General features: G+C 45.7%; 18 protein-coding genes. 12 read left to right on the forward strand and 6 right to left on the reverse strand.

Going from position 1 to position 18,975, the window contains the following annotated elements:
- Nucleotides 1-3 precede the first annotated feature (3 nt).
- The 4 genes from hflC (at nt 4) to NLG07_RS04135 (ending at nt 4,316) form a co-directional block, all read left to right on the forward strand.
- A complete protein-coding gene (gene hflC, locus NLG07_RS04120; protein WP_254856431.1) occupies nt 4-900 on the forward strand; it encodes a protease modulator HflC in 897 nt (298 codons plus the stop codon).
- A 155-nt stretch (nt 901-1,055) separates the two neighbouring features.
- A complete protein-coding gene (locus NLG07_RS04125) occupies nt 1,056-2,648 on the forward strand; it encodes an AbgT family transporter (RefSeq protein ID WP_254856432.1) in 1,593 nt (530 codons plus the stop codon).
- 86 nt (nt 2,649-2,734) lie between these two features.
- Nucleotides 2,735-3,820 (forward strand): ferrochelatase, encoded by a 1,086-nt coding sequence (gene hemH, locus NLG07_RS04130; protein ID WP_254856433.1) that lies wholly within the window; start codon nt 2,735-2,737, stop codon nt 3,818-3,820.
- Between the two features lie 22 nt (nt 3,821-3,842).
- A complete protein-coding gene (locus tag NLG07_RS04135) occupies nt 3,843-4,316 on the forward strand; it encodes a DUF4112 domain-containing protein (protein ID WP_254856434.1) in 474 nt (157 codons plus the stop codon).
- Nucleotides 4,317-4,449: 133 nt separating this feature from the next.
- Here NLG07_RS04135 and NLG07_RS04140 read toward each other — a convergent pair whose 3' ends face one another.
- Both NLG07_RS04140 and NLG07_RS04145 read right to left on the reverse strand, forming a co-directional pair.
- Nucleotides 4,450-5,208 (reverse strand): sulfite exporter TauE/SafE family protein, encoded by a 759-nt coding sequence (locus tag NLG07_RS04140; RefSeq protein ID WP_254856435.1) that lies wholly within the window; start codon nt 5,206-5,208, stop codon nt 4,450-4,452.
- A gap of 2 nt (nt 5,209-5,210) precedes the next feature.
- Complete coding sequence (locus tag NLG07_RS04145; protein WP_254856436.1) at nt 5,211-5,573, reverse strand: DUF2237 family protein; 363 nt, start codon at nt 5,571-5,573, stop codon at nt 5,211-5,213.
- 148 nt (nt 5,574-5,721) lie between these two features.
- Between NLG07_RS04145 and ubiG the strand changes: the two genes are divergently transcribed.
- The 3 genes from ubiG to NLG07_RS04160 all read left to right on the forward strand — a co-directional run bounded on the left by ubiG (nt 5,722) and on the right by NLG07_RS04160 (nt 7,807).
- Nucleotides 5,722-6,525: a bifunctional 2-polyprenyl-6-hydroxyphenol methylase/3-demethylubiquinol 3-O-methyltransferase UbiG gene (gene ubiG / locus NLG07_RS04150; protein WP_254856437.1), complete on the forward strand. Its 804-nt coding sequence runs from the start codon at nt 5,722-5,724 to the stop codon at nt 6,523-6,525.
- A gap of 18 nt (nt 6,526-6,543) precedes the next feature.
- A complete protein-coding gene (locus tag NLG07_RS04155; protein WP_254856438.1) occupies nt 6,544-7,152 on the forward strand; it encodes a glutathione S-transferase family protein in 609 nt (202 codons plus the stop codon).
- Nucleotides 7,153-7,231: 79 nt separating this feature from the next.
- On the forward strand, nt 7,232-7,807 hold the full coding sequence (locus NLG07_RS04160) for an HD domain-containing protein (protein ID WP_254856439.1): 576 nt from the start codon (nt 7,232-7,234) through the stop codon (nt 7,805-7,807).
- Here NLG07_RS04160 and NLG07_RS04165 read toward each other — a convergent pair.
- Together NLG07_RS04165 and NLG07_RS04170 are read right to left on the reverse strand one after the other, a co-directional pair.
- Nucleotides 7,804-9,396, reverse strand: coding sequence for a cisplatin damage response ATP-dependent DNA ligase (locus NLG07_RS04165; RefSeq protein ID WP_254856440.1), 1,593 nt, complete (start codon nt 9,394-9,396; stop codon nt 7,804-7,806). The genes NLG07_RS04160 and NLG07_RS04165 overlap by 4 nt on opposite strands.
- Nucleotides 9,393-10,430 carry a ligase-associated DNA damage response exonuclease gene (locus NLG07_RS04170; RefSeq protein ID WP_254856441.1) on the reverse strand — a complete coding sequence of 346 codons (1,038 nt, stop codon included), beginning with the start codon at nt 10,428-10,430 and terminating at the stop codon, nt 9,393-9,395. The genes NLG07_RS04165 and NLG07_RS04170 overlap by 4 nt, the downstream gene beginning before the upstream one ends.
- 139 nt (nt 10,431-10,569) lie before the next feature.
- On the opposite strand from NLG07_RS04170, the gene NLG07_RS04175 reads away from it, so the two are divergent.
- Nucleotides 10,570-11,973 carry an MFS transporter gene (locus NLG07_RS04175; protein WP_254856442.1) on the forward strand — a complete coding sequence of 468 codons (1,404 nt, stop codon included), beginning with the start codon at nt 10,570-10,572 and terminating at the stop codon, nt 11,971-11,973.
- Between the two features lie 13 nt (nt 11,974-11,986).
- Nucleotides 11,987-13,675, forward strand: a complete 1,689-nt coding sequence (locus NLG07_RS04180; protein ID WP_254856443.1) for an alpha-glucosidase — start codon at nt 11,987-11,989, stop codon at nt 13,673-13,675.
- A 16-nt stretch (nt 13,676-13,691) separates the two neighbouring features.
- On the opposite strand, the gene NLG07_RS04185 is transcribed toward NLG07_RS04180, so the two are convergent.
- Together NLG07_RS04185 and NLG07_RS04190 are read right to left on the reverse strand one after the other, a co-directional pair.
- Nucleotides 13,692-13,982, reverse strand: coding sequence for a type II toxin-antitoxin system RelE/ParE family toxin (locus tag NLG07_RS04185; protein ID WP_254856444.1), 291 nt, complete (start codon nt 13,980-13,982; stop codon nt 13,692-13,694).
- Entirely contained in the window at nt 13,975-14,196 is a 222-nt protein-coding gene (locus NLG07_RS04190) for a ParD-like family protein (RefSeq protein ID WP_254856445.1), read from the reverse strand. Before NLG07_RS04190 ends, NLG07_RS04185 begins: the two co-directional genes overlap by 8 nt.
- A gap of 106 nt (nt 14,197-14,302) precedes the next feature.
- On the opposite strand from NLG07_RS04190, the gene NLG07_RS04195 reads away from it, so the two are divergent.
- The 3 genes from NLG07_RS04195 (at nt 14,303) to pdeM (ending at nt 18,962) form a co-directional block, all read left to right on the forward strand.
- On the forward strand, nt 14,303-16,762 hold the full coding sequence (locus tag NLG07_RS04195) for a ligase-associated DNA damage response DEXH box helicase (protein ID WP_254856446.1): 2,460 nt from the start codon (nt 14,303-14,305) through the stop codon (nt 16,760-16,762).
- 105 nt (nt 16,763-16,867) lie between these two features.
- Nucleotides 16,868-18,256: an L-cystine transporter gene (locus NLG07_RS04200; RefSeq protein WP_254856447.1), complete on the forward strand. Its 1,389-nt coding sequence runs from the start codon at nt 16,868-16,870 to the stop codon at nt 18,254-18,256.
- Entirely contained in the window at nt 18,246-18,962 is a 717-nt protein-coding gene (gene pdeM, locus NLG07_RS04205) for a ligase-associated DNA damage response endonuclease PdeM (protein ID WP_254856448.1), read from the forward strand. The genes NLG07_RS04200 and pdeM overlap by 11 nt, the downstream gene beginning before the upstream one ends.
- Nucleotides 18,963-18,975: the final 13 nt, after the last annotated feature.

Genomic DNA, 18,975 nt, shown 5'->3' on the forward strand with positions numbered 1-18,975 from the left:
TTGATGAAAAATTTAATTGTAGCAATTGTTGTTGCAGTGGCACTCATTCTGTCTGGAGCCGTATTTTTTGTTGGCGAAGGAACTCGTGCCATTGTGATCCAATTTGGTAAGGTCAAAAAGGATAACGATACTGGACTCACTAAGATTTATGAACCGGGTCTACACTTCAAAATGCCATTCATCGATTCAAAACGTGTGTTAGATGCGCGCATTCAAACGTTGGATGATGCCCCAGACCGTTTTGTTACTAGCGAGAAAAAAGACTTAATTGTTGACTCGTACGTAAAATGGCGCATTGATGACTTCGAGCGTTACTATCTATCAACTGGTGGAAACACTTTGCAAGCCGAAGCGCTATTGAAGCAAAAAGTAAACAACGGCTTACGCTCTGAGTTTGGTACCCGCACGATTTCTCAGATTGTTTCGGGTGAGCGTTCCGAGCTGATGGATGAGGCAATGGCGCAAGCATCAGAAAGCTCTGATGAGTTGGGTATCGAAATTATCGATGTGCGCGTGAAGCAAATTAACTTACCGTTAGAAGTGTCAAACTCAATCTTCCAACGTATGCGTGCTGAGCGTGCAGCGGTTGCTCGTGAGCACCGTTCTGAAGGTCAAGAACAAGCGGATATCATTCGTGCTGACATCGATGCTCGAGTCACAGTAATGTTAGCTGATGCAGAACGTAATGCACGTCAACTTCGCGGTGAGGGTGATGCCGAAGCCGCACGTATTTATGCAGAGGCATATTCACAGAATCCTGAGTTTTACAGTTTCTTACGTTCGATGGATGCATATCGCGGCAGCTTTAACTCAAAGCAAGACGTGTTGATCGTAGAGCCGAACTCAGACTTCTTCCGTTATCTGAATGCTCAATCAGGCACAGTTAACAGTGTCGAATAATACACCTGAGTAGTGAATCTAAACGCCAACCCTTGGGTTGGCGTTTTTGTTTGTTTAGAATTTAATTCACCAATCTTAATTACAGTATTAATCTGTGATAACATTTCAAACTCAGTTCAGACCAAAAAGTATAAGCATAATAATAAGGACTTTTCATGGCCTACCCGACAGACTCTTTTTCCAAACAAGCCAGTACCGGCTTGTTTGCACGATTTCTCAATGGCGTTGAGCGTCTCGGCAACCTCTTACCTCATCCTGTGACCTTGTTTGCTATCTTATCGATTTTTATCGTGTTGTTGAGTGGGGTATTAGGCTATTTTGATATTGCCGTAGCGGATCCCCGTCCAGAAGGGGCTAAAGGCCGTGAAGCGGACGGCATGATTGAGGTAATTTCATTGATGAATGCAGATGGTCTGGCGCGAATCGTCACGGGTCTGGTGAGTAATTTTACCAATTTTGCCCCCTTAGGAACGGTATTAGTGGCGTTATTAGGAGTCTCAGTGGCAGAGCATTCTGGTTTATTGTCTGCCACACTTCGCTCACTTGTGGTGGGCGCACCCCGTCAGATGGTCACTTTTATTATTGTGTTTGCTGGGATAATATCAAATACAGCTTCTGAGCTAGGTTACGTTGTTATTATTCCACTGGCGGCAATGATATTTCATTCCTTGGGCCGACATCCATTGGCCGGCTTAGCTGCGGCATTTGCTGGTGTGTCGGCAGGTTATTCCGCCAATTTGCTGTTAGGAACAATTGATCCCTTGTTAGCTGGGATCACCACGCCCGCGGCGCAAATGATTGACCCAGGTTATGAAGTTAGCCCGATTGCTAACCATTGGTTTATGATTGCCAGTACTTTTGTGGTGGCGGCTATGGGGTACTTTGTCACTGAGCACATCGTTGAACCTCGTCTGGGCAAGTACAATCCCAGTGATGCCCCAGAAAAGCTCGATGCGCCAAAGATCGAAAAACCAACCGCGCTTGAGTATAAAGGGATGCGCAATGCAGGCCTGGCTTTCTTAGGTTTGTGTGGCTTGTTGGCCTTAACTGTCGTACCAGAATGGGGTATTTTGCGCAACCAAGAGACGGGTATGGTGATGGGGTCGCCCTTCTTAAAAGGGATTGTGGCCTTTATTTTTGTTACCTTCGCTATCCCCGGTTTTGTGTACGGCAAAACCGTTGGCACCATGAAAAACGACCGCGATGTGATTGAAGCCATGGGCAAATCGATGAGCTCATTGGGTATTTATATTGTGTTGGTGTTTTTTGCGGCGCAGTTTGTGGCGTTTTTTAAATGGACCAATCTAGGCACCGTTTTAGCTGTAAATGGCGCCGCAGGCATTCAGGCTGTTGGTTTAAATGGTCCAGAGATCTTTATCTTGTTTATCCTAATGTGTGGTCTGGTCAATTTATCATTAGGCAGTGCTTCGGCTCAGTGGGCAGTGACAGCACCGATTTTTGTCCCTATGCTTATGCTGGTTGGCTATTCACCTGAAGTGATTCAAGCGGCTTACCGTATTGGGGATTCGGTGACAAATGTTATCTCACCTATGATGAGCTACTTTGGACTTATCTTGGCAATGGCTGTGAAATACAAGAAAGACACTGGGATGGGCACTATGATTGCCATGATGTTGCCTTATTCGATGGTGTTTATGGCTGGCTGGACAATCTTGTTTTATATATGGGTGTTCGTTTTGGGGATCCCCGTGGGTTTTGGTTCGCCAACCTATTACCCTGCGCCATAATGATTGGCGCATGTGATTTTTGCCAAACAATAAGCTTCTTTACATATTAACACGTATATTAGACATTCTTTTTGTGGAAACGACTAATGAAGTATACTAAGAACACAGGATTCACTCATGATCAAGGCGATAAGCTAGGCGTATTGATCACTAATTTAGGTACCCCCGAGGCGCCCACTAAACAGGCACTGAAGCCATATCTCAAGCAGTTTTTATCCGACCCTCGTGTGGTTGAGGTGCCAAAACTCATTTGGTGGTGTGTTTTAAATCTCGTCATTTTGAACTTTCGTCCCAAAAAATCGGCTGAGGCCTATGCGACCGTGTGGACAGAAGATGGCTCACCGCTTTTAACGCACACCAAAAATCAGGCTGCAGCATTACAGGCTAAATTCGATGCTGACCGTCCAGGTGAGGTGCTCGTGGATTTTGCGATGCGCTATGGACAACCTTCGGTGGGGAATGCAATGGATAGTTTGCTTCAACGCGGGGCGCGTAAAGTAGTCGTTTTACCGCTTTATCCACAATATTGTGCTTCAACTACAGGGTCAACGTTTGATGCACTGGCTGAAGATTTTACCTCACGTCGTTGGTTACCTGAGCTCAGATTTATTAATCAATATCACGATGACGCGCGCTTCATCCAGTGTATTGCAGACAGCATCAAAGCGCATTGGGATGAACATGGTCGCGCGGATAAGCTTGTTTTTTCTTATCACGGTATCCCCAAGCGTTATTTGCTTAATGGTGACCCGTATCACTGTGAATGTCACAAAACAACTCGTTTAGTGACAGAGGCACTTGGGTTAGCCAAAGACGAATACATGACAACGTTCCAATCACGTTTTGGTCGCGAAGAATGGTTAAAGCCATATACAGATGAAACATTAAAAGGATTGCCTGAGCAAGGTGTGAAGTCGCTACAAGTCATTTGCCCTGGTTTTAGTGCCGATTGTTTAGAAACCATCGAAGAAATTGGCGAAGAAAATCGCGAATATTTTATGGAAAACGGTGGCGAACGCTACGAATATATTCCATGCCTAAATGCAACGGATGCCCATATTGATATGCTCTATGGGTTGTTGCAAGACCACATGCAGGGTTGGACGAATGCGTCAGCAGATGACATTGCGATTCGCGCGAAAGAGGCTAAGGCATTGGATGCCCCAGTCTAGTTTTAGATATTAAGGAAGATACATGCTAGCGCCCAAAGCACTCACAGACGCTCAAGATATTGCGAACACCTTAGATACTGCGGTCAAGATCCCATTTATCGGGGTTCGCGTTGGTCTGGATTTTTTAATTGGTTTGATTCCTGGGATTGGCGATGCCATTGTGTTGCTGATGTCTTGGCGCATCGTATACTTGGGGCGCAAAATGGGTGTACCAAAAACGGTTTTGACACAAATGGTTCGCAACTCGTTACTCGATTTTGGTCTGGGTTTTGTGCCGCTGGTTGGGGATATCGTTGATATCTTTTATAAAGCCAATACCAAAAATGTCCAGTTAATGGAGCGCTGGTGGATCAGCAATCACAAAGACGACGTGGATGCCTACGCCAAAGAGCAGTTGGCTTCGTGGGAAGCAGAGCAGGCACGTTTGGATAAAGCAGAGTTGTCAGAAACACAGCAGGCGCTACTGAAAGCGCAGCAAGAAGATAAGGAGTTGTAAAATGGAAATGTGGTATCACATTTTGGGATGGGGTTCCCCCGTGGGACTTGGCATTTTTATATTTTTAATTTGCGCGGGTTTAGGTAGCATGTTCAGTGGTATTGCGCGGTTGAAAGAGCAAGAGAGAAAGTCCTTACAGTAACCCTTGTGCACCGCTATATAAGGTGCGCAGCGCCAATACTGTCATGATCCCTTTAAATGCCCATTCGAAGGTGTTGGCTGAAAAGCGGTTCAGTAACTTTAACCCGATCCAAGTCCCGATAGCGCCACTCACAATCATGGCGATCACCAACGGCAACCAGGGCAAAAAGGCAAATCCCACCACACCAAACACCAGCATTTTCAATCCGTGTTGCAAGCTCATGCAGGTGGAGAAGGTGGCGACGATTTGATGTTTATCCGCGCGTTGTGAATGAATGATTGCTGCAACTAATGGCCCAGTCGCGCCAATGAACATGGATAAGAAGGTCGTTACACTGCCAGCCAAAATGCGCAAAGGCTTGGGTAAATCTCGTTTTTGCGGCTTTATTCCCCACACCATGGCTAACACAAATATGCCAATTGCTAACTCAATCAGCGATAACGGCAACTGCACGATCACAAAACTCGCAACGAGTGCCGCAATCACTGCGCCTATCGCAAAGTACCCTACAATACTCATTTGAATATGCTGCCTGGTCATCACCATCCGATTGACGTTGGAGCCAAGCTGTACCAAACCATGCACAGGGATTAATGCGGCTAATGGCATGATATTAGCCATAATGATGAGGAGCAATAAGCCACCACCAATCCCCATAGACGCAGACACAAAAGACGTAAATCCTGCGCTGAGAATAAGAATAATAGCGTTAGTCAGTGCAAATTCTGCGGGAAGAAGCCATTCCAACATGGTTATTGTGGGTCTATTGCATGAGCTTTAAGTGCGTCGAGAGTCACAATTTGCAGTGCAGCTTCACTCGTTGCATGCAAATCAACTTGCGGTGCAATCCCATAGTCATAGGCTTGTTTCCAGCGTGAGGCACATAAACACCAACGGTCGCCAGCTTTAAGGCCAGGAAATTGATAGGCGGGAATGGGTGTGATCAAATCGTTGCCTAACCGTGCTTGCATTTGCAGAAACTCATCGGTGACAATCGAGCATACTGAATGATTACCACGGTCGCTAAATGGCACTTGACAGTAACCATTACGCATAAAACCAGTGCCATCGCAACAAGGTTGTAATGGCTCGCTAAGTACATTGCGTTCGGTCATGAGCTTTCCTTTGAGTTGATTTAAGCATGGTAGACGTATTGAACACGCAGTTTAACACAATCAAAAATTGTGTCCGTATTAAAAATTATGCAAACTTATCGGTATGCCTTTACGTATTAAAATCAAACTCTTTTTTTATATTACAAGTATGTTAGACAAAAGCGCCTTAGTCGGTGACCTCAGTACCACCTTAGACCCTTCAGAAGTGGCCAAGTTTGACGAATTGGCTGACCAGTGGTGGGACCCAATGGGCAAATATGCCCAAGCGATTGCATTTAATCATGCTCGCTTAGCGTATTTTACTCAAGTTATTGCCACACATTTTGACCGGGAGTTAGCGTTCGTGCCAAAACCAACTGAGAACCTTTGGCACCTTTATGATTTGGGCCGGGTTTTTGAAGGCTTGTCGATTTTGGATGTTGGTTGCGGTGGAGGCTTAGTGTCTGAACCTTTGGCCAATTTGGGTGCGACGGTAACAGGAATTGATGCCAGTGCCATGAGTATTAGAGTCGCTCGTCAGCATGCGCATAACACGACAACACCGGTGAACTACGAACATGCCATGGCATCAGATTTATTAGCCGATGGCCGTTTGTTCGATGTGGTGATCAATGCCGAAGTGGTAGAACATGTGCATAATCAATCCCTGCTCATTGAACAATGCGCTAAGTTGGTCAAGCCGGGTGGAATATTGATTTTGGCGACTCTTAATCGGACGATTAAATCCTTTATGATTGCCATTGTCGGCGCGGAATATGTCATGAGTTACCTTCCTAAAGGAACCCATAGCTGGCATAAATTTGTGAAACCGGACGAATTATCGGGATGGGCTGAACAATCTGGATGTGAGATGATTGAGCAAACCGGTATGCAATATAATGTGTTTAAAAGTAAGTGGCGCTTGACGCCTGCAATGCCCGTCAATTATGTTCAGGTCTTTAAAAAAGCATAAACACAAAGGAATACACTCTTGAAACTTTACGATACCAAAACTGCTCCAACACCTCGTCGAGTACGAATTTTTATGGCTGAAAAGGGTATTCATTGTGACGTTGAGCAAGTGGATATTGTGGCAGGTGACAATCTATCTGATGCCATGCGAGCCAAAAATCCGTTGGGTAAAATCCCCATCCTTGAATTAGATGACGGAACTTGTATCAGTGAATCCACCGCGATTTGTACTTATTTAGAAGCGTTGTATCCAGAACCGACATTGATGGGAAGCACTCCTTTGGAAAAAGGCATCATCATGCAATGGCAACAGCGCGCCGAGTTGTACTTGTTTAACCAAGTCGGTATGTGCTTCCAGCATAGCTCTGGCGCGTTTAAAGATCGCATGACGCCTGTACCAGAGTATGGTCGAGAGGCCGGTATCAATGCAGCAAAGTTTATGCATATGATGGATAAGCATCTAGCGGGGAATACTTACTTGGCAGGTGAGAGCTATTCTATTGCAGATATTACGGCGTTTTGTGCAATCGAGTTTGCTAGAGTCGTCAAATTAAGGGTGCAGGCTGATCAAGTCCATTTATCAAGGTGGCTTGATGCGATGCGAGCAAGACCTTCCGCTCAAGCATAATTTATTGCCGTTTTTTAGACCTTGTTTTTTAAGAGGTGTTTGTTAATATCTTGTTAAGTAGCATCAAAGGAGCGCCGACATGGACATGACAAACTCAACACAGCAAGCCTCGTTTACCCGTATGCAAGACGGTACGAGAGACGACTGGATGAAAATCGCTGCAGCGCATAAGGCCGATTTTCAAAATACCGCCGACCGTTTCATTGATATGTTGCGTCAACTCGAAGGCATTACCCTCGGATTCAGTTGTGATCAATTGCAACATGCGTTGATGACTGGAACGCTTGCCCGTAGAGCTGGGGCAAGTGATGAAGAAATTGTCGTCGCTCTGTGTCATGACATTGCGAAAGTTATCAACGTGCCGAACCATGGCGCAATTGCCGCAGAAATGTTCAAACCCTATGTGAACGACCACCTTTATAATGTGCTCAAATATCATCAAGATTTTCAAGGTGAGCATTACTACGCATACTTAGATGCACCTACTGATCTGCGCTTACAATACAAAGACGAACCTTGGTATGAGTTAGCTGTGAAATTAGTTGATGAGTGGGATGCGGAAGGGTTTGACCCAAATTTTGAAGTTGACTCGTTAGAGAGCTTTATTCCGCTCATTCGCAAAGTGGTGCACGCTGAGCCTAAGGCGGTAGGTTAGTTTAAGAAGCTTCGTTTGAAGCCCTCCAAAGTATCCGCTTCTTCTGCTGGCTTATCCCAGCGTATGCGATGAATGCGAGGAAAGCGCAAGGCGATACCTGATTTGTGCCGATTTGATTCATGAGCACCATCAAATGCCACCTCAAATACCAGTGCTTTTTCGACCTCTTTTACTGGCCCAAAGTGCCCAATAGTATGCTTTCGCACCCATTTGTCGAGCTCTTTAAGCTCGGCATCGGTAAATCCAGAATAAGCTTTGCCAATGGGTAATAAACGCCTCTCGCCTGCTACGTCTGTCCAGACCCCAAAGGTAAAATCGGAGTAAAATGACGAACGCTTGCCATGCCCACGCTGGGCATACATGATCACGGCATCAACCAGTTTGGGATCGCGTTTGAATTTGTACCATGAACCTTTGGGACGCCCTGGTGTGTACATAGTATCGGCTCGTTTAAGCATTAAGCCCTCGACTAAACCATCATGCTCTCGGCAAGCTTGCTCTCTTTGTGAGTGGAGCGCATCAACATCTTTGATCGTAAATGATTTGGATAACCGAACTCGCTCGTGTGATTCTGAGAATAAACGACGCAATAATAACTGGCGCTCCAGTAAAGTTGTCTGAGTCACCTCTTGCCCGTTGTGCTCCAATACATCATAAATGACTAACCCACATGGAATGTCGGATTGTAATTGACGCGAGGGTTTTTTCTTATTCAAGCGCTGCTGTAATTGATTAAACGTACTGATGTTGCCAGCGGCATCAAACGCCAAAAGTTCTGCGTCAAACACGCCATAGACCTCTAGCAACGGTAATACGTCGGGAAAGCTATGGCTAATATCATCACCAGTACGTGAAAACATGGCTTTGCCTTGAGGCTTGTTTACCACTTGAACGCGGATGCCATCGTATTTGTATTCTGCGATGTACTGGGATAAATCGATTTTTGCAATATCATCTGCAAGCAATGGGTGAGCAAGCATGACGGGGTGAAAGACAATTTTGTCACGAATATCGGGCTTGTCAGCGTTACCCTCGAGCCAGTCTAGCAATTCTTGATAAGGTGGGCTAAGGCCATGCCACAATTGTTCGATTTCGGCCACATCACAGTTGCCATATTCGGCTAACACCTGTTTGAGTCGCCGAGCCGAAAGACCAACGCGTAACCCACCGGTCCCCATTTTGATTAAACTCCAGCGCATGGAAGGGCTAAAATTATTGAGACAGTGCACTAAAAATTCTTCGATATCGGCTTTTTTGTGAGACTCGACGTAGTCGACTACCTCATCAAATGACGGAATAATAAAATCCTCATCAGGTATTGCTGGCCACAAATGCGCCACCGTCTCACTCATTTCCCCAATGTAGTCGTAGCTTAGTGTAAATAAGGTTTCATCTATGCGTTCGAGCATGAGCTGTTTGATCGTATTGCGTTTGAAAAATTTAAAGTGAAGGTCCCCCGCGAGCATGGCAATGACATAACCGCGCTCAGGATCAGGAGCTTGTGTGAGATACTCACGCAATAGTCGCGACTTGGCTTTGTGACTTTGCGTAAAATACAACGCATCAAACAGTTCAGCCACGCGCCTCATGACTCGCTATCCTCATCATAACCAATTAACCTGAGCGCGCGAGCAGTATAACCGAGTTGTTCACAAGCATGAATAAGTGCGTCTTCACGGCCATGGGTTACCCAGACTTCTCTGGGATTGACTTCTTGAATCGAGTCTAATAATTCTTGCCAATCGCAGTGGTCAGAGATGACCAGTGGCAGTTCTACGTTTTTTTGTTTGGCACGGGCACGTACCTGCATCCAGCCCGATGCACCGACAGTCAGTACATCAGGTAGGCGTCTTGACCAGCGATCGTGAAGAGCAGAAGGGGGGGCTAGGACAATTTGACCCCGGAGTGCATGCTTATCCGCCACTTCCGTGACCGGAATAATCTGGCCAAAATCAAAGCCATACTTGCGATATAACTCAATCAATTTAATCATAGCGCCATGCACATAAATTGGCGCTTGATAGCCAGCGGCGCGTAAGCCAAGCAGAACACGCTGGCATTTACCCAATGCATACACACCAATCAAATGGCACCGTTCGGGAAAGCGATCAAGCGAGGTGAGTAGTCTGTCGATTTGTGATGAGAGTGTCGGATGTTTAAATACTGGTAATGCAAATGTGGCTTCAGTAATAAACACATCGCATGGTATTGCTGTGAATGACATACAAGAGGGGTCGGGTGTGCGTTTGTAGTCGCCAGTAATCACCACCCGGGCATCGCGATACTCAAGCAAAACTTGCGCCGAGCCCAAAATATGACCAGCTGGATAGAAAGTCAAAAAGACGGGTTCAATCACACCAATGTTGATACGTTGACCATATTCTAGTGCAGAAGTGATTACAGCATGGTCATCGCCATAGCGAACCGCCATGATAGCTAAGGTTTCTGGAGTGGCCCAGACCTGACCATGCCCACCGCGTGCGTGGTCAGCGTGCCCATGCGTCACAATGACCCGTGAATGTGGACGCATTGCATCTATATAGGCATCTGCGGGCTGGCAATATAACCCCTCAGGACGGGGTTCAAGCCAAGTTTCTGGATGGTTATTTGTCGTTAGCATCATTATGCATACGTTTGTTTGTGGTAGAGGTTTGAAAAGTTGTTAAAATTTAACTTAATTGATTAAGTTAATATAGTGTTAACGCACATTATCATGTTATTATCACGGCCTGAAAATAATAAGCGACATCAGGAGCACTAAGATGACCGATCGCAAAGCGGATACCGCACCATTATCGTTTAAAGAAAAGGCTGGTTACGGCCTAGGCGATATGGCCTCGAACTTTTATTTGGGCTTTTTTGGCCTATATCTATTGTACTATTACACCGACGTTTATGGTCTTGCACCGGCAGCGGTTGCTACCATGATGTTGATTTCCAAAATCATTGATGCAGTGACAGACCCAGGCATGGGGTTAATTGCTGACCGTACCAATTCACGCTTTGGTAAGTACCGTCCATATCTGTTATACATGGCGATCCCTTACGGTATTTTAGGGGTGGCGATTTTCTATGGCCCTGAACTATCGGATACCGGTAAACTCATTTATGCTTATGTGACCTACATTGGCGTCATGCTTATCTATACCGCAATCAACGTCCCTTACTCTGGTCTATTAGCGGTCATCTCTCCAGTCGCAGAAGAGCGGACTAAAGCCACCACTTATCGCTTCATCTTTGCTAGTGGTGGTACTTTGCTGGTCGCAATGTTCGCGACCCCATTGGTCAATATGCTTGGCGGTGGCGATGATGTGTTTGGTTTTAGAATGACCATCATCTTATTCGCCATCTTGTCTATGTTGTTCTTCTGGACGACGTTTGCCACAACCAAAGAGCGCATCGAGCTTCCTAAACACAAAACCAAGCCAATGGAAGACTTGAAGGAGCTGATCAAAAACATCTCATGGGTGATTTTGGCACTTGTGTGTATTGTGTTGCTAGTGGCTTACGTCACGCGCGTTGCGACAGTCATTTATTACGTCAAATACTATCAAGGACACAGCAGTGAAGCCTTTATTTGGATATTTGACCGCGTCGCTGTGTTCTCCTCGATTGCCTTGCTCGGCCAATTGATTGGTGCGATGTGTACGCCTTGGTTTACTAAGCGCTACTCAAAGCACATGCTTGTATTATGGTCATCTGTGGCACACGCTGGTTTCTTGGTCTTGAGCTATATGGTGCCAGCTGATAGCTATTGGTTAGCTGTGTTCTTACACACTTGTGGTCTATTTACCTTTGGTTTAACCATTACGTTATTGTTTGCGATGTTTACTGACTGTGCTGAATACGGTGAGTGGTTAACTGGTTCGCGCGCTTCAGGGCTCACAGTTTCCGCGTCTATGTTTGCGCTGAAATTTGGTTCTGCTATTGGTGGCGCCTTACCAGGATTTATCCTTGCTGCTGTTGGTTTTGTCGCCAATACAGAACTGACCGAATCAGCTATGAACGGTATTCACTGGATGACAACATTATTACCAGCGGTGTTATTTATCGCCGGCGGTGCGTTGATGGTGTTCTACAAACTAGACAAGACGCTACTAGATAAAATCGAAGTAGAATTGTTAGAGCGCCGTGAAAAAGGCGATTTTAACTCACAAACTAATTAATCTAAGGAAAATAATGCAAGTCATCAGTGATGCTGCCTCGCGAGGCCATATCCAAAAGTGGTGGAAAGAGCAAATTGTCTATCAAATCTATCCGCGCAGTTTTAAAGACTCAAACGGTGATGGCGTAGGCGATTTACGTGGCATCATTGATAAACTGGATTACATCAAAAGCTTGGGCGTGACGTCAGTGTGGATCAATCCCATCTACGCCTCGCCCAATGATGATAATGGCTATGACATTAGTGATTATCGCGCCATTATGCCGGAGTTTGGCACGATGGCGGATTTTGATGAACTCCTTGAAGGCTTGCACGCACGTGGCATCAAATTCATCATGGATTTGGTGGTGAATCACTCCTCAGATGAGCACGAATGGTTCAAACAGTCGCGTTCATCGCGCGATAATCCTTACCGCGATTACTATCACTGGTGGCCAGCCGAGAAGGGTAAACCTAATTGGCGCTGGAGCTATTTTGACGAGCGCGGCGATGCATGGAAATACGACGAGCAAACCGACTCGTATTACTTACACTATTTTGCCGTTAAACAGCCTGATTTGAACTGGGAAAACCCCAAAGTGCGTCAAGAAGTATATGACATCATGCACTTTTGGGCGCAAAAAGGCGTCGATGGCTTCCGTTTAGACGCGTTCCAGTTTGTATCCAAAGACACTGATTTTCCTCAGCTGCCAGACGAGTACATGGAGGGTAAACAGCACATCATCAAATACCACGGCATGGGACCGAACATTCATGCTTACTTGCGCGAGATGTATGAAGAGGTTTTATCGCAATACGATGTGTTTGCAGTCAGTGAGGGCGCTGGGTCGTCTTTCCAAGATGCCCATGATTTGGTCGATACTCACCGCAATGAATTGCAAATTGCGTATCATTTTGAAGGGGCTGAATTGGGCAAAAATGTCGATAATCCTCATACGCTGCTCGAATTCAAACAGCTTTATTCAGCTTGGGATGAGTCGTTTTCGTCAGATGGTTGGTTGTCGATTTTCTTAGCGAACCACGATATGTCTCGAATGGTCTCGCGCTGGGGCAATGACTCAGACGAACATCGCGAAGCCTCAACTAAGTTACTCAATACGTTTTTGTTGACCATGCGTGGCACACCGTTTACGTATTTTGGGGATGAATTGGGCATGACCAATATTCGCTTCCAGACCATCGAAGAATACAAGGACATCGATGCGATTAACGGCTACAAAAAAGCCCAAGCAGATGGCGCGGATATGGATACTTTCATGCGCAATTTAATTGAGTATAGCCGTGATAATAGCCGCACGCCGATGCACTGGGATGCATCAACTCAAGCGGGCTTTACCACAGGAGAGCCCTGGATCAACGTGCATGAAAACCATGCAGTGATTAATGTTGAAGCACAAGAAGCCGATCCACTTTCACCACTCAATCATTTCCGAGCATTAACGGCGTTGCGTCAACAGCACAAAGTATTGGTGTATGGTGACTATGAGCTGTTGCTCGCTGAGCACGAGGATATCTATGCATATGTGCGTCGCTATGAAGGGCAGTCGATGTTGGTGTTGATGAATTTCTCAGCGAACACGCACACAGTGAGTTTGGCTGAATTACTAGCTCATACTCAGGTTCTAGTGAATAATACGACAGACTGCGTAATAGAAGGTGAGCAAATTACCTTGACGCCATATCAGGCGGTGGTCTTAGGTTAGATTTATAGAGGGGATGTTATGTCCCCTTTTTTACGTCTCGATAAAAGTTTTCATGTGAGCCAAGTGCAATTAACTCTAATGTTAATGTTCCATCTATATAACTGTAACCGAGTAAGGTTAGTTGCTTTGCCATTTTAAACTTATACACTCTCAAAAAAGATAAGTCTCCTTTTTTTAGTTCACCTAACAGTGGCTTTGCCATCAAATCTTGTACGGCTTTGTCTAAGTCTTTCTTCTGATTGAGGTGTAATTTCTTTACCGCTTTTTTGAAGCTCGGCGTTTGCAGTACCTGAGTAATGTTAGCCAAAATCGTAATTTTCCAATTTACCAGCTTCTTTTTCAGCTTTAGCAATGATAGCTTGTCTGACAAACTCATAAGGTAAATCAGGATTATCTTCCATTATTTCACCTATCTTTGCCCAATGTTCAATTTGTTTGGGAGTAGTACGGTTCAGCGCTTTACCCATAATAGATGCCTTTTCAACGAGTTCTTGATCCAGTCTAACACTTGCGGTTGCCATAAAAATGTTCCAAAAAGTAAAAAATCATGTAAATTGTAGCAACTAGAATCAAATGTAGCAAATTGCAACATTAAACCTTTTTGTTATGTTTGCTCGTATTACAAACATGCGAAAGACACAACTCCCAAGACAACTTCAAGACTGGTTTTCCAGCAAAGGCTGGGCGCTTCGCGACTATCAAGTCCACATGCTTAAGCAAGCGAGTGACAACCGCTCTACCTTATTGGTTGCTCCCACTGGTGCGGGTAAGACCTTATCTGGTTTTTTGCCGACTCTGTGCGAACTCATTGAGGCACCGATGCAGGGTTTGCACACTCTTTATATCTCGCCATTAAAGGCACTCACGCATGATATTCAACGCAACTTATTGGCGCCCATTGATGCGATGGACGTGGATATTACCGTGGAAACGCGCACCGGCGATACGCCGAGCCACAAACGCCAACGTCAGCGCAAGAAACCGCCCAATATCTTACTCACAACGCCTGAATCCTTGATGTTGCTCTTGTCCTATGCCGATGCGAAACAGATGTTTCGCCATTTGCGAACAGTGATCATTGATGAAGCGCATTCACTCGCGGCAAACAAACGCGGTGATTTTACAACGCTTGCGTTGGCCAGATTATCTGTACTGAAATCAGATTATCGTCGTGTTGGGCTTTCTGCGACGGTGGCAGAAGCAGAAGTGTTAGCGGCTTGGCTTGGGCCAAGTGGTGAGCCAGTGGATGTGCATCGCGTGGCCAATGTGGTGAAACCACAGGTCAAATTAATGCACACGACCGCTGATATTCCGTATGGCGGGCACATGGCTACGTATGCGGTGGCCGACATTTATCGAGAAATCAGCCAAGCCAACACATCGTTAGTGTTCGTGAATACGCGAGCTCAAGCGGAGCTGATTTTTCAATCTTTGTGGGAAATTAACGAGCAAGGGTTACCTATCGCGATATACCATGGTGCGTTGGCCAAAGAACAACGTCATAAAGTCGAAAATATGATGGGGCAGGGTCTGATTCGCTCGGTGGTGTGTACCTCAGCCTTGGAGCTTGGCATCGATTGGGGCAATGTGGATTTGGTCTTGCAGGTTGGCGCACCCAAAGGGGTTGCCCGTTTATTGCAACGCATTGGTCGATCTAATCATACGTTAGATGAACCAAGTAAAGCGTTATTAGTACCTGGCAATCGATTTGAAGCGCTGGAAGCGTTGAGTGCGATAGATGCTATTGAACACAATCAGATGGATCATGAGCCATATCATGAAGGCGCGTTGGATATCATTCCGCAGTTTATCATGAACTGCGCCATTGCTGGCCCCGTTGCTCCTGAGGAAATCTACCAGCAGGTATTACTAGCGACACCGTATGGTGGCTTAGAACGTCACACCTTCATGCAACTATGGCAATTCACGATTGACGGCGGTTATGCCCTGAGTCATTACGATCGCTATCATAGGCTTGTAAAGCGCGAGGATGGATTATTTGAGCCAGCGTCAAAGCGCGTCACGTTAAGACATCGGCAAAATATTGGCACCATCGTCGAGGCGGGGCGTTTGAAAGTTAAACGCTTGCGTCGTGCGCATACTGGCAAAATCATCGGTGAGATTGAGGAGTATTTTGCTCAACAACTTGTGCCAGGAGATACCTTTTTATTTGCGGGAGAATGCTTGGTCTTCGATACCATCAAAGACATGTGTGTAGAGGCCTATCCGGGCAAAGGCAAAGAGCCCAAGATTCCAAGTTTTGTGGGTGGACAAATGCCGTTGTCGAGTTTTTTGGCCGATGCGGTGAGGTTGCTATTAGCTGAGCCGCATCGCTGGGTTGATTTACCCATACAAGTTAGGGAATGGTTGGATTTACAAGCGGAGTTTTCGGCAATTCCACAGCTAGGCAAAATCATGATCGAACATTTTCCTTATCGCCAAGCCCAGTACACTTTGATTTATACCTTTGAGGGGCGCAAAGCCAATCAAGCGTTAGGCATGCTCATCACTAAGCGCATGGAAAAACTCAAACTGCAACCTCTGAGTTTCAGTATTAATGATTACGGATTATCTATTTGTTCATTAAAAGTGATTGATGAGGCACAAATGTTATCCTTGTTTCATCCAGATATTTTGGGAGACGAACTGGCCGATTGGATGCTCTCTTCGCCGATGCTCAAACGCTCGTTTCGCCATGTAGCCATGGTCAGTGGGCTGACTGAACAAAACCATCATGCTACGCGCAAAACGATGAAGCAGGTCACATTTTCGACCGATTTGATTTATGACACGCTGCGCGAGCACGATCCAGATCATATTTTGTTAAAAGTCACGCAGCAAGACGCTGAAAGAGAACTGCTGGATTTACAGCGTCTAACCGATTTGCTCATCCGGTATGTGGGTAAAATTGATTTCATCGAGTTGCCAAAAGTCTCCCCGATGGCCATTCCAATTGTGCTCAATGTTCGAGCGGAGATCATCAAAGGTTCAGGCCGAGAGGCCTTGCTAGAACATGCTACCTTATATGATGAAGCAGAGTCTATGTTAGCAGAAGTGCGAGAAATGCTAGCAAATGCCTCGTTATGATCCCGGTATATTTAGGTTAAATAGGTTATAAGATATGCGTTGCATCCTCTTTCAGATCCTCTACAATCCGAACAACTATTATTAGACCAAGGTATGAAGTTGGCTATGGCATTTGTGATCCTCAATCTTATTTTATTTGCTGTCGTATGTATGGTGTTACGTCATTTAGCAAAGTGCGAAGCAAGCTTATCCAAACGCGTATTCACTGCATTAATCGTGGGAGCCTTGGGAGGAGCTTTGATGCAAGCTATCTTTGGCAACGACAGTACAATAGTAGTCCACACGCTGGAATGGTCAAATGCGGTTGGCAGTGGTTATGTCGCACTCCTCAAAATGATCATCATGCCATTGGTTTTGATTTCAATGCTTGCTGCCGTCGTAGAGATGGACCGAATCAGCTCCTTAGGCAAATATGGTGGCGTGATTTTATTTGTCCTGATTGGTACCACAGCCATCGCTGCATTGGTGGGAATCGGTGTGGCAAATATGTTTGGTTTGTCTGCCGATGGGTTAACACAAGGTGCGCGTGAATTAGCTCGTGTAGATGTGCTGATTGAACGGCAAGACGCGGTTTCAGAGCTGTCATTGCCTGCCATTTTGGTCAGTTTTATTCCACAAAATATCTTTGCAGATTTGGCGGGGATGAGAAAAACATCGATCATTGCCGTGGTTATTTTTGGGGTATTATTGGGGATAGCGGGCTTAAAGTTAGTTGCAGAAGATCCAGAGCAAGGCCTTCGTTTTCGCAGTTTTGTCAAATCCGCTCAGACTTTGATTATGCGTTTAGTCAAAATGGTGATTGAGTTTACGCCTTATGGTGTATTGGCATTGATGTTCAAAGTCGGCGCAAGCTCCAGTCTGGCAGATATTGTGGACCTGCTCATGTTTATTATCGCCTCCTATGTGGCAATCTTGATCATGTTCTTGATTCACGGTGGTTTGCTATTGCTTAACGGCATGAACCCCAAGCTGTTTTTTCAAAAAGTATTGCCGGTATTAACTTTTGCGTTTAGCTCCAGAAGTTCTGCGGCGACTATTCCACTTAATGTTGAGACGCAAGTAAACCAACTCAAAGTGAAGCCCGTCATCGCAAATCTGTCTGCGTCACTGGGCGCAACCATCGGTCAAAATGGCTGTGCAGGCATTTATCCAGCAATGCTTGCGGTGATGATTGCACCAAGTGTCGGCATTGATCCAAGTCAGCCCATGTTTATTTTGAGCCTGGTTGGGATCATCATTGTGAGTTCATTTGGCGTGGCCGGAGTGGGCGGTGGTGCGACTTTTGCTGCATTAATAGTATTACCAGCGATGGGCTTACCGGTGGCGCTGGCGGCGCTTCTGATATCCATTGAGCCGTTAATTGATATGGCGCGAACGGCGCTTAATGTGAATGGCGCAATGACTGCAGGAGTGATAACGCACAAACGTACCTCTGATTCAGATGCCCTCAACTTGCAAGATACAACCAAGCAACCCAATAGATATGACGTCTGAGAAGATTGAAAGATTACTCAACGATAATACCGCCTCCCTTTTTCGTTTTGCGAATAAGATTTGGCTCGCGGATGGTCTTGGCGCTCTGTACTTACCGGAGATCCATTTGTTGGTGGTATCGGATCTGCATTTTGGCAAAGGCAGTTTTCTCAAACAGCATGGTCACCCCTTACCGACTTATGACACAATTGCCACCATTGAGTTGATTGAGAAACTGCTAGAGCGCTATCAACCTATCACAGTGTTGTGTTTGGGGGATAGCTTTCACGATGTGCGAGTTGGAGAGCGCTTATCTAATGCTGAAGCGATGGCCATTCGCGCCATGATAGAGCAGGTACAACAATGGATCTGGGTGTTGGGCAATCACGATCCAGACATTCCAGCGGGTTTTGCTGGAGAGCAAGTCAGCATATGGGAATATGAAGATATTGTGTTTACGCATGAGCCTCTCACTGACACGGGTTTAGCCAATTATCAGATCATGGGACACTTTCATCCCAAATTAACCCATTCAATAAAGCGTCAGCAAATGACCGGCAAGTGTTTTATCGCAAGTATGCACGAGCTCATCATGCCGTCATTAGGCGTTTATACTGGGGGGTTATCAGTAGATGATCCGGTATATGAGGAGGTTTTTACCACTTCGGCAAATCAAACCGTATTGTGCTATCAAGAAAAAGCGTTTTTGTTGCTCTTAAACAAATAATCACTTCAGCAAT

The sequence above is a fragment of the Alteromonas sp. LMIT006 genome, assembly GCF_024300645.1.
In the GTDB taxonomy this organism is placed as follows: domain Bacteria; phylum Pseudomonadota; class Gammaproteobacteria; order Enterobacterales; family Alteromonadaceae; genus Opacimonas; species Opacimonas immobilis.

Coding starts and splice junctions, on each gene's coding strand:
- NLG07_RS04170 (WP_254856441.1), bottom strand. CDS start 10,430: ATGATGCTAACGACAAATAACCATCCAGAAACTTGGCTTGAACCCCGT.
- NLG07_RS04140 (WP_254856435.1), bottom strand. CDS start 5,208: ATGTTGGAATGGCTTCTTCCCGCAGAATTTGCACTGACTAACGCTATT.
- ubiG (WP_254856437.1), top strand. CDS start 5,722: ATGTTAGACAAAAGCGCCTTAGTCGGTGACCTCAGTACCACCTTAGAC.
- NLG07_RS04160 (WP_254856439.1), top strand. CDS start 7,232: ATGGACATGACAAACTCAACACAGCAAGCCTCGTTTACCCGTATGCAA.
- NLG07_RS04145 (WP_254856436.1), bottom strand. CDS start 5,573: ATGACCGAACGCAATGTACTTAGCGAGCCATTACAACCTTGTTGCGAT.
- NLG07_RS04195 (WP_254856446.1), top strand. CDS start 14,303: ATGCGAAAGACACAACTCCCAAGACAACTTCAAGACTGGTTTTCCAGC.
- hemH (WP_254856433.1), top strand. CDS start 2,735: ATGAAGTATACTAAGAACACAGGATTCACTCATGATCAAGGCGATAAG.
- pdeM (WP_254856448.1), top strand. CDS start 18,246: ATGACGTCTGAGAAGATTGAAAGATTACTCAACGATAATACCGCCTCC.
- NLG07_RS04180 (WP_254856443.1), top strand. CDS start 11,987: ATGCAAGTCATCAGTGATGCTGCCTCGCGAGGCCATATCCAAAAGTGG.
- NLG07_RS04200 (WP_254856447.1), top strand. CDS start 16,868: ATGGCATTTGTGATCCTCAATCTTATTTTATTTGCTGTCGTATGTATG.
- hflC (WP_254856431.1), top strand. CDS start 4: ATGAAAAATTTAATTGTAGCAATTGTTGTTGCAGTGGCACTCATTCTG.
- NLG07_RS04190 (WP_254856445.1), bottom strand. CDS start 14,196: ATGGCAACCGCAAGTGTTAGACTGGATCAAGAACTCGTTGAAAAGGCA.
- NLG07_RS04165 (WP_254856440.1), bottom strand. CDS start 9,396: ATGAGGCGCGTGGCTGAACTGTTTGATGCGTTGTATTTTACGCAAAGT.
- NLG07_RS04125 (WP_254856432.1), top strand. CDS start 1,056: ATGGCCTACCCGACAGACTCTTTTTCCAAACAAGCCAGTACCGGCTTG.
- NLG07_RS04135 (WP_254856434.1), top strand. CDS start 3,843: ATGCTAGCGCCCAAAGCACTCACAGACGCTCAAGATATTGCGAACACC.
- NLG07_RS04175 (WP_254856442.1), top strand. CDS start 10,570: ATGACCGATCGCAAAGCGGATACCGCACCATTATCGTTTAAAGAAAAG.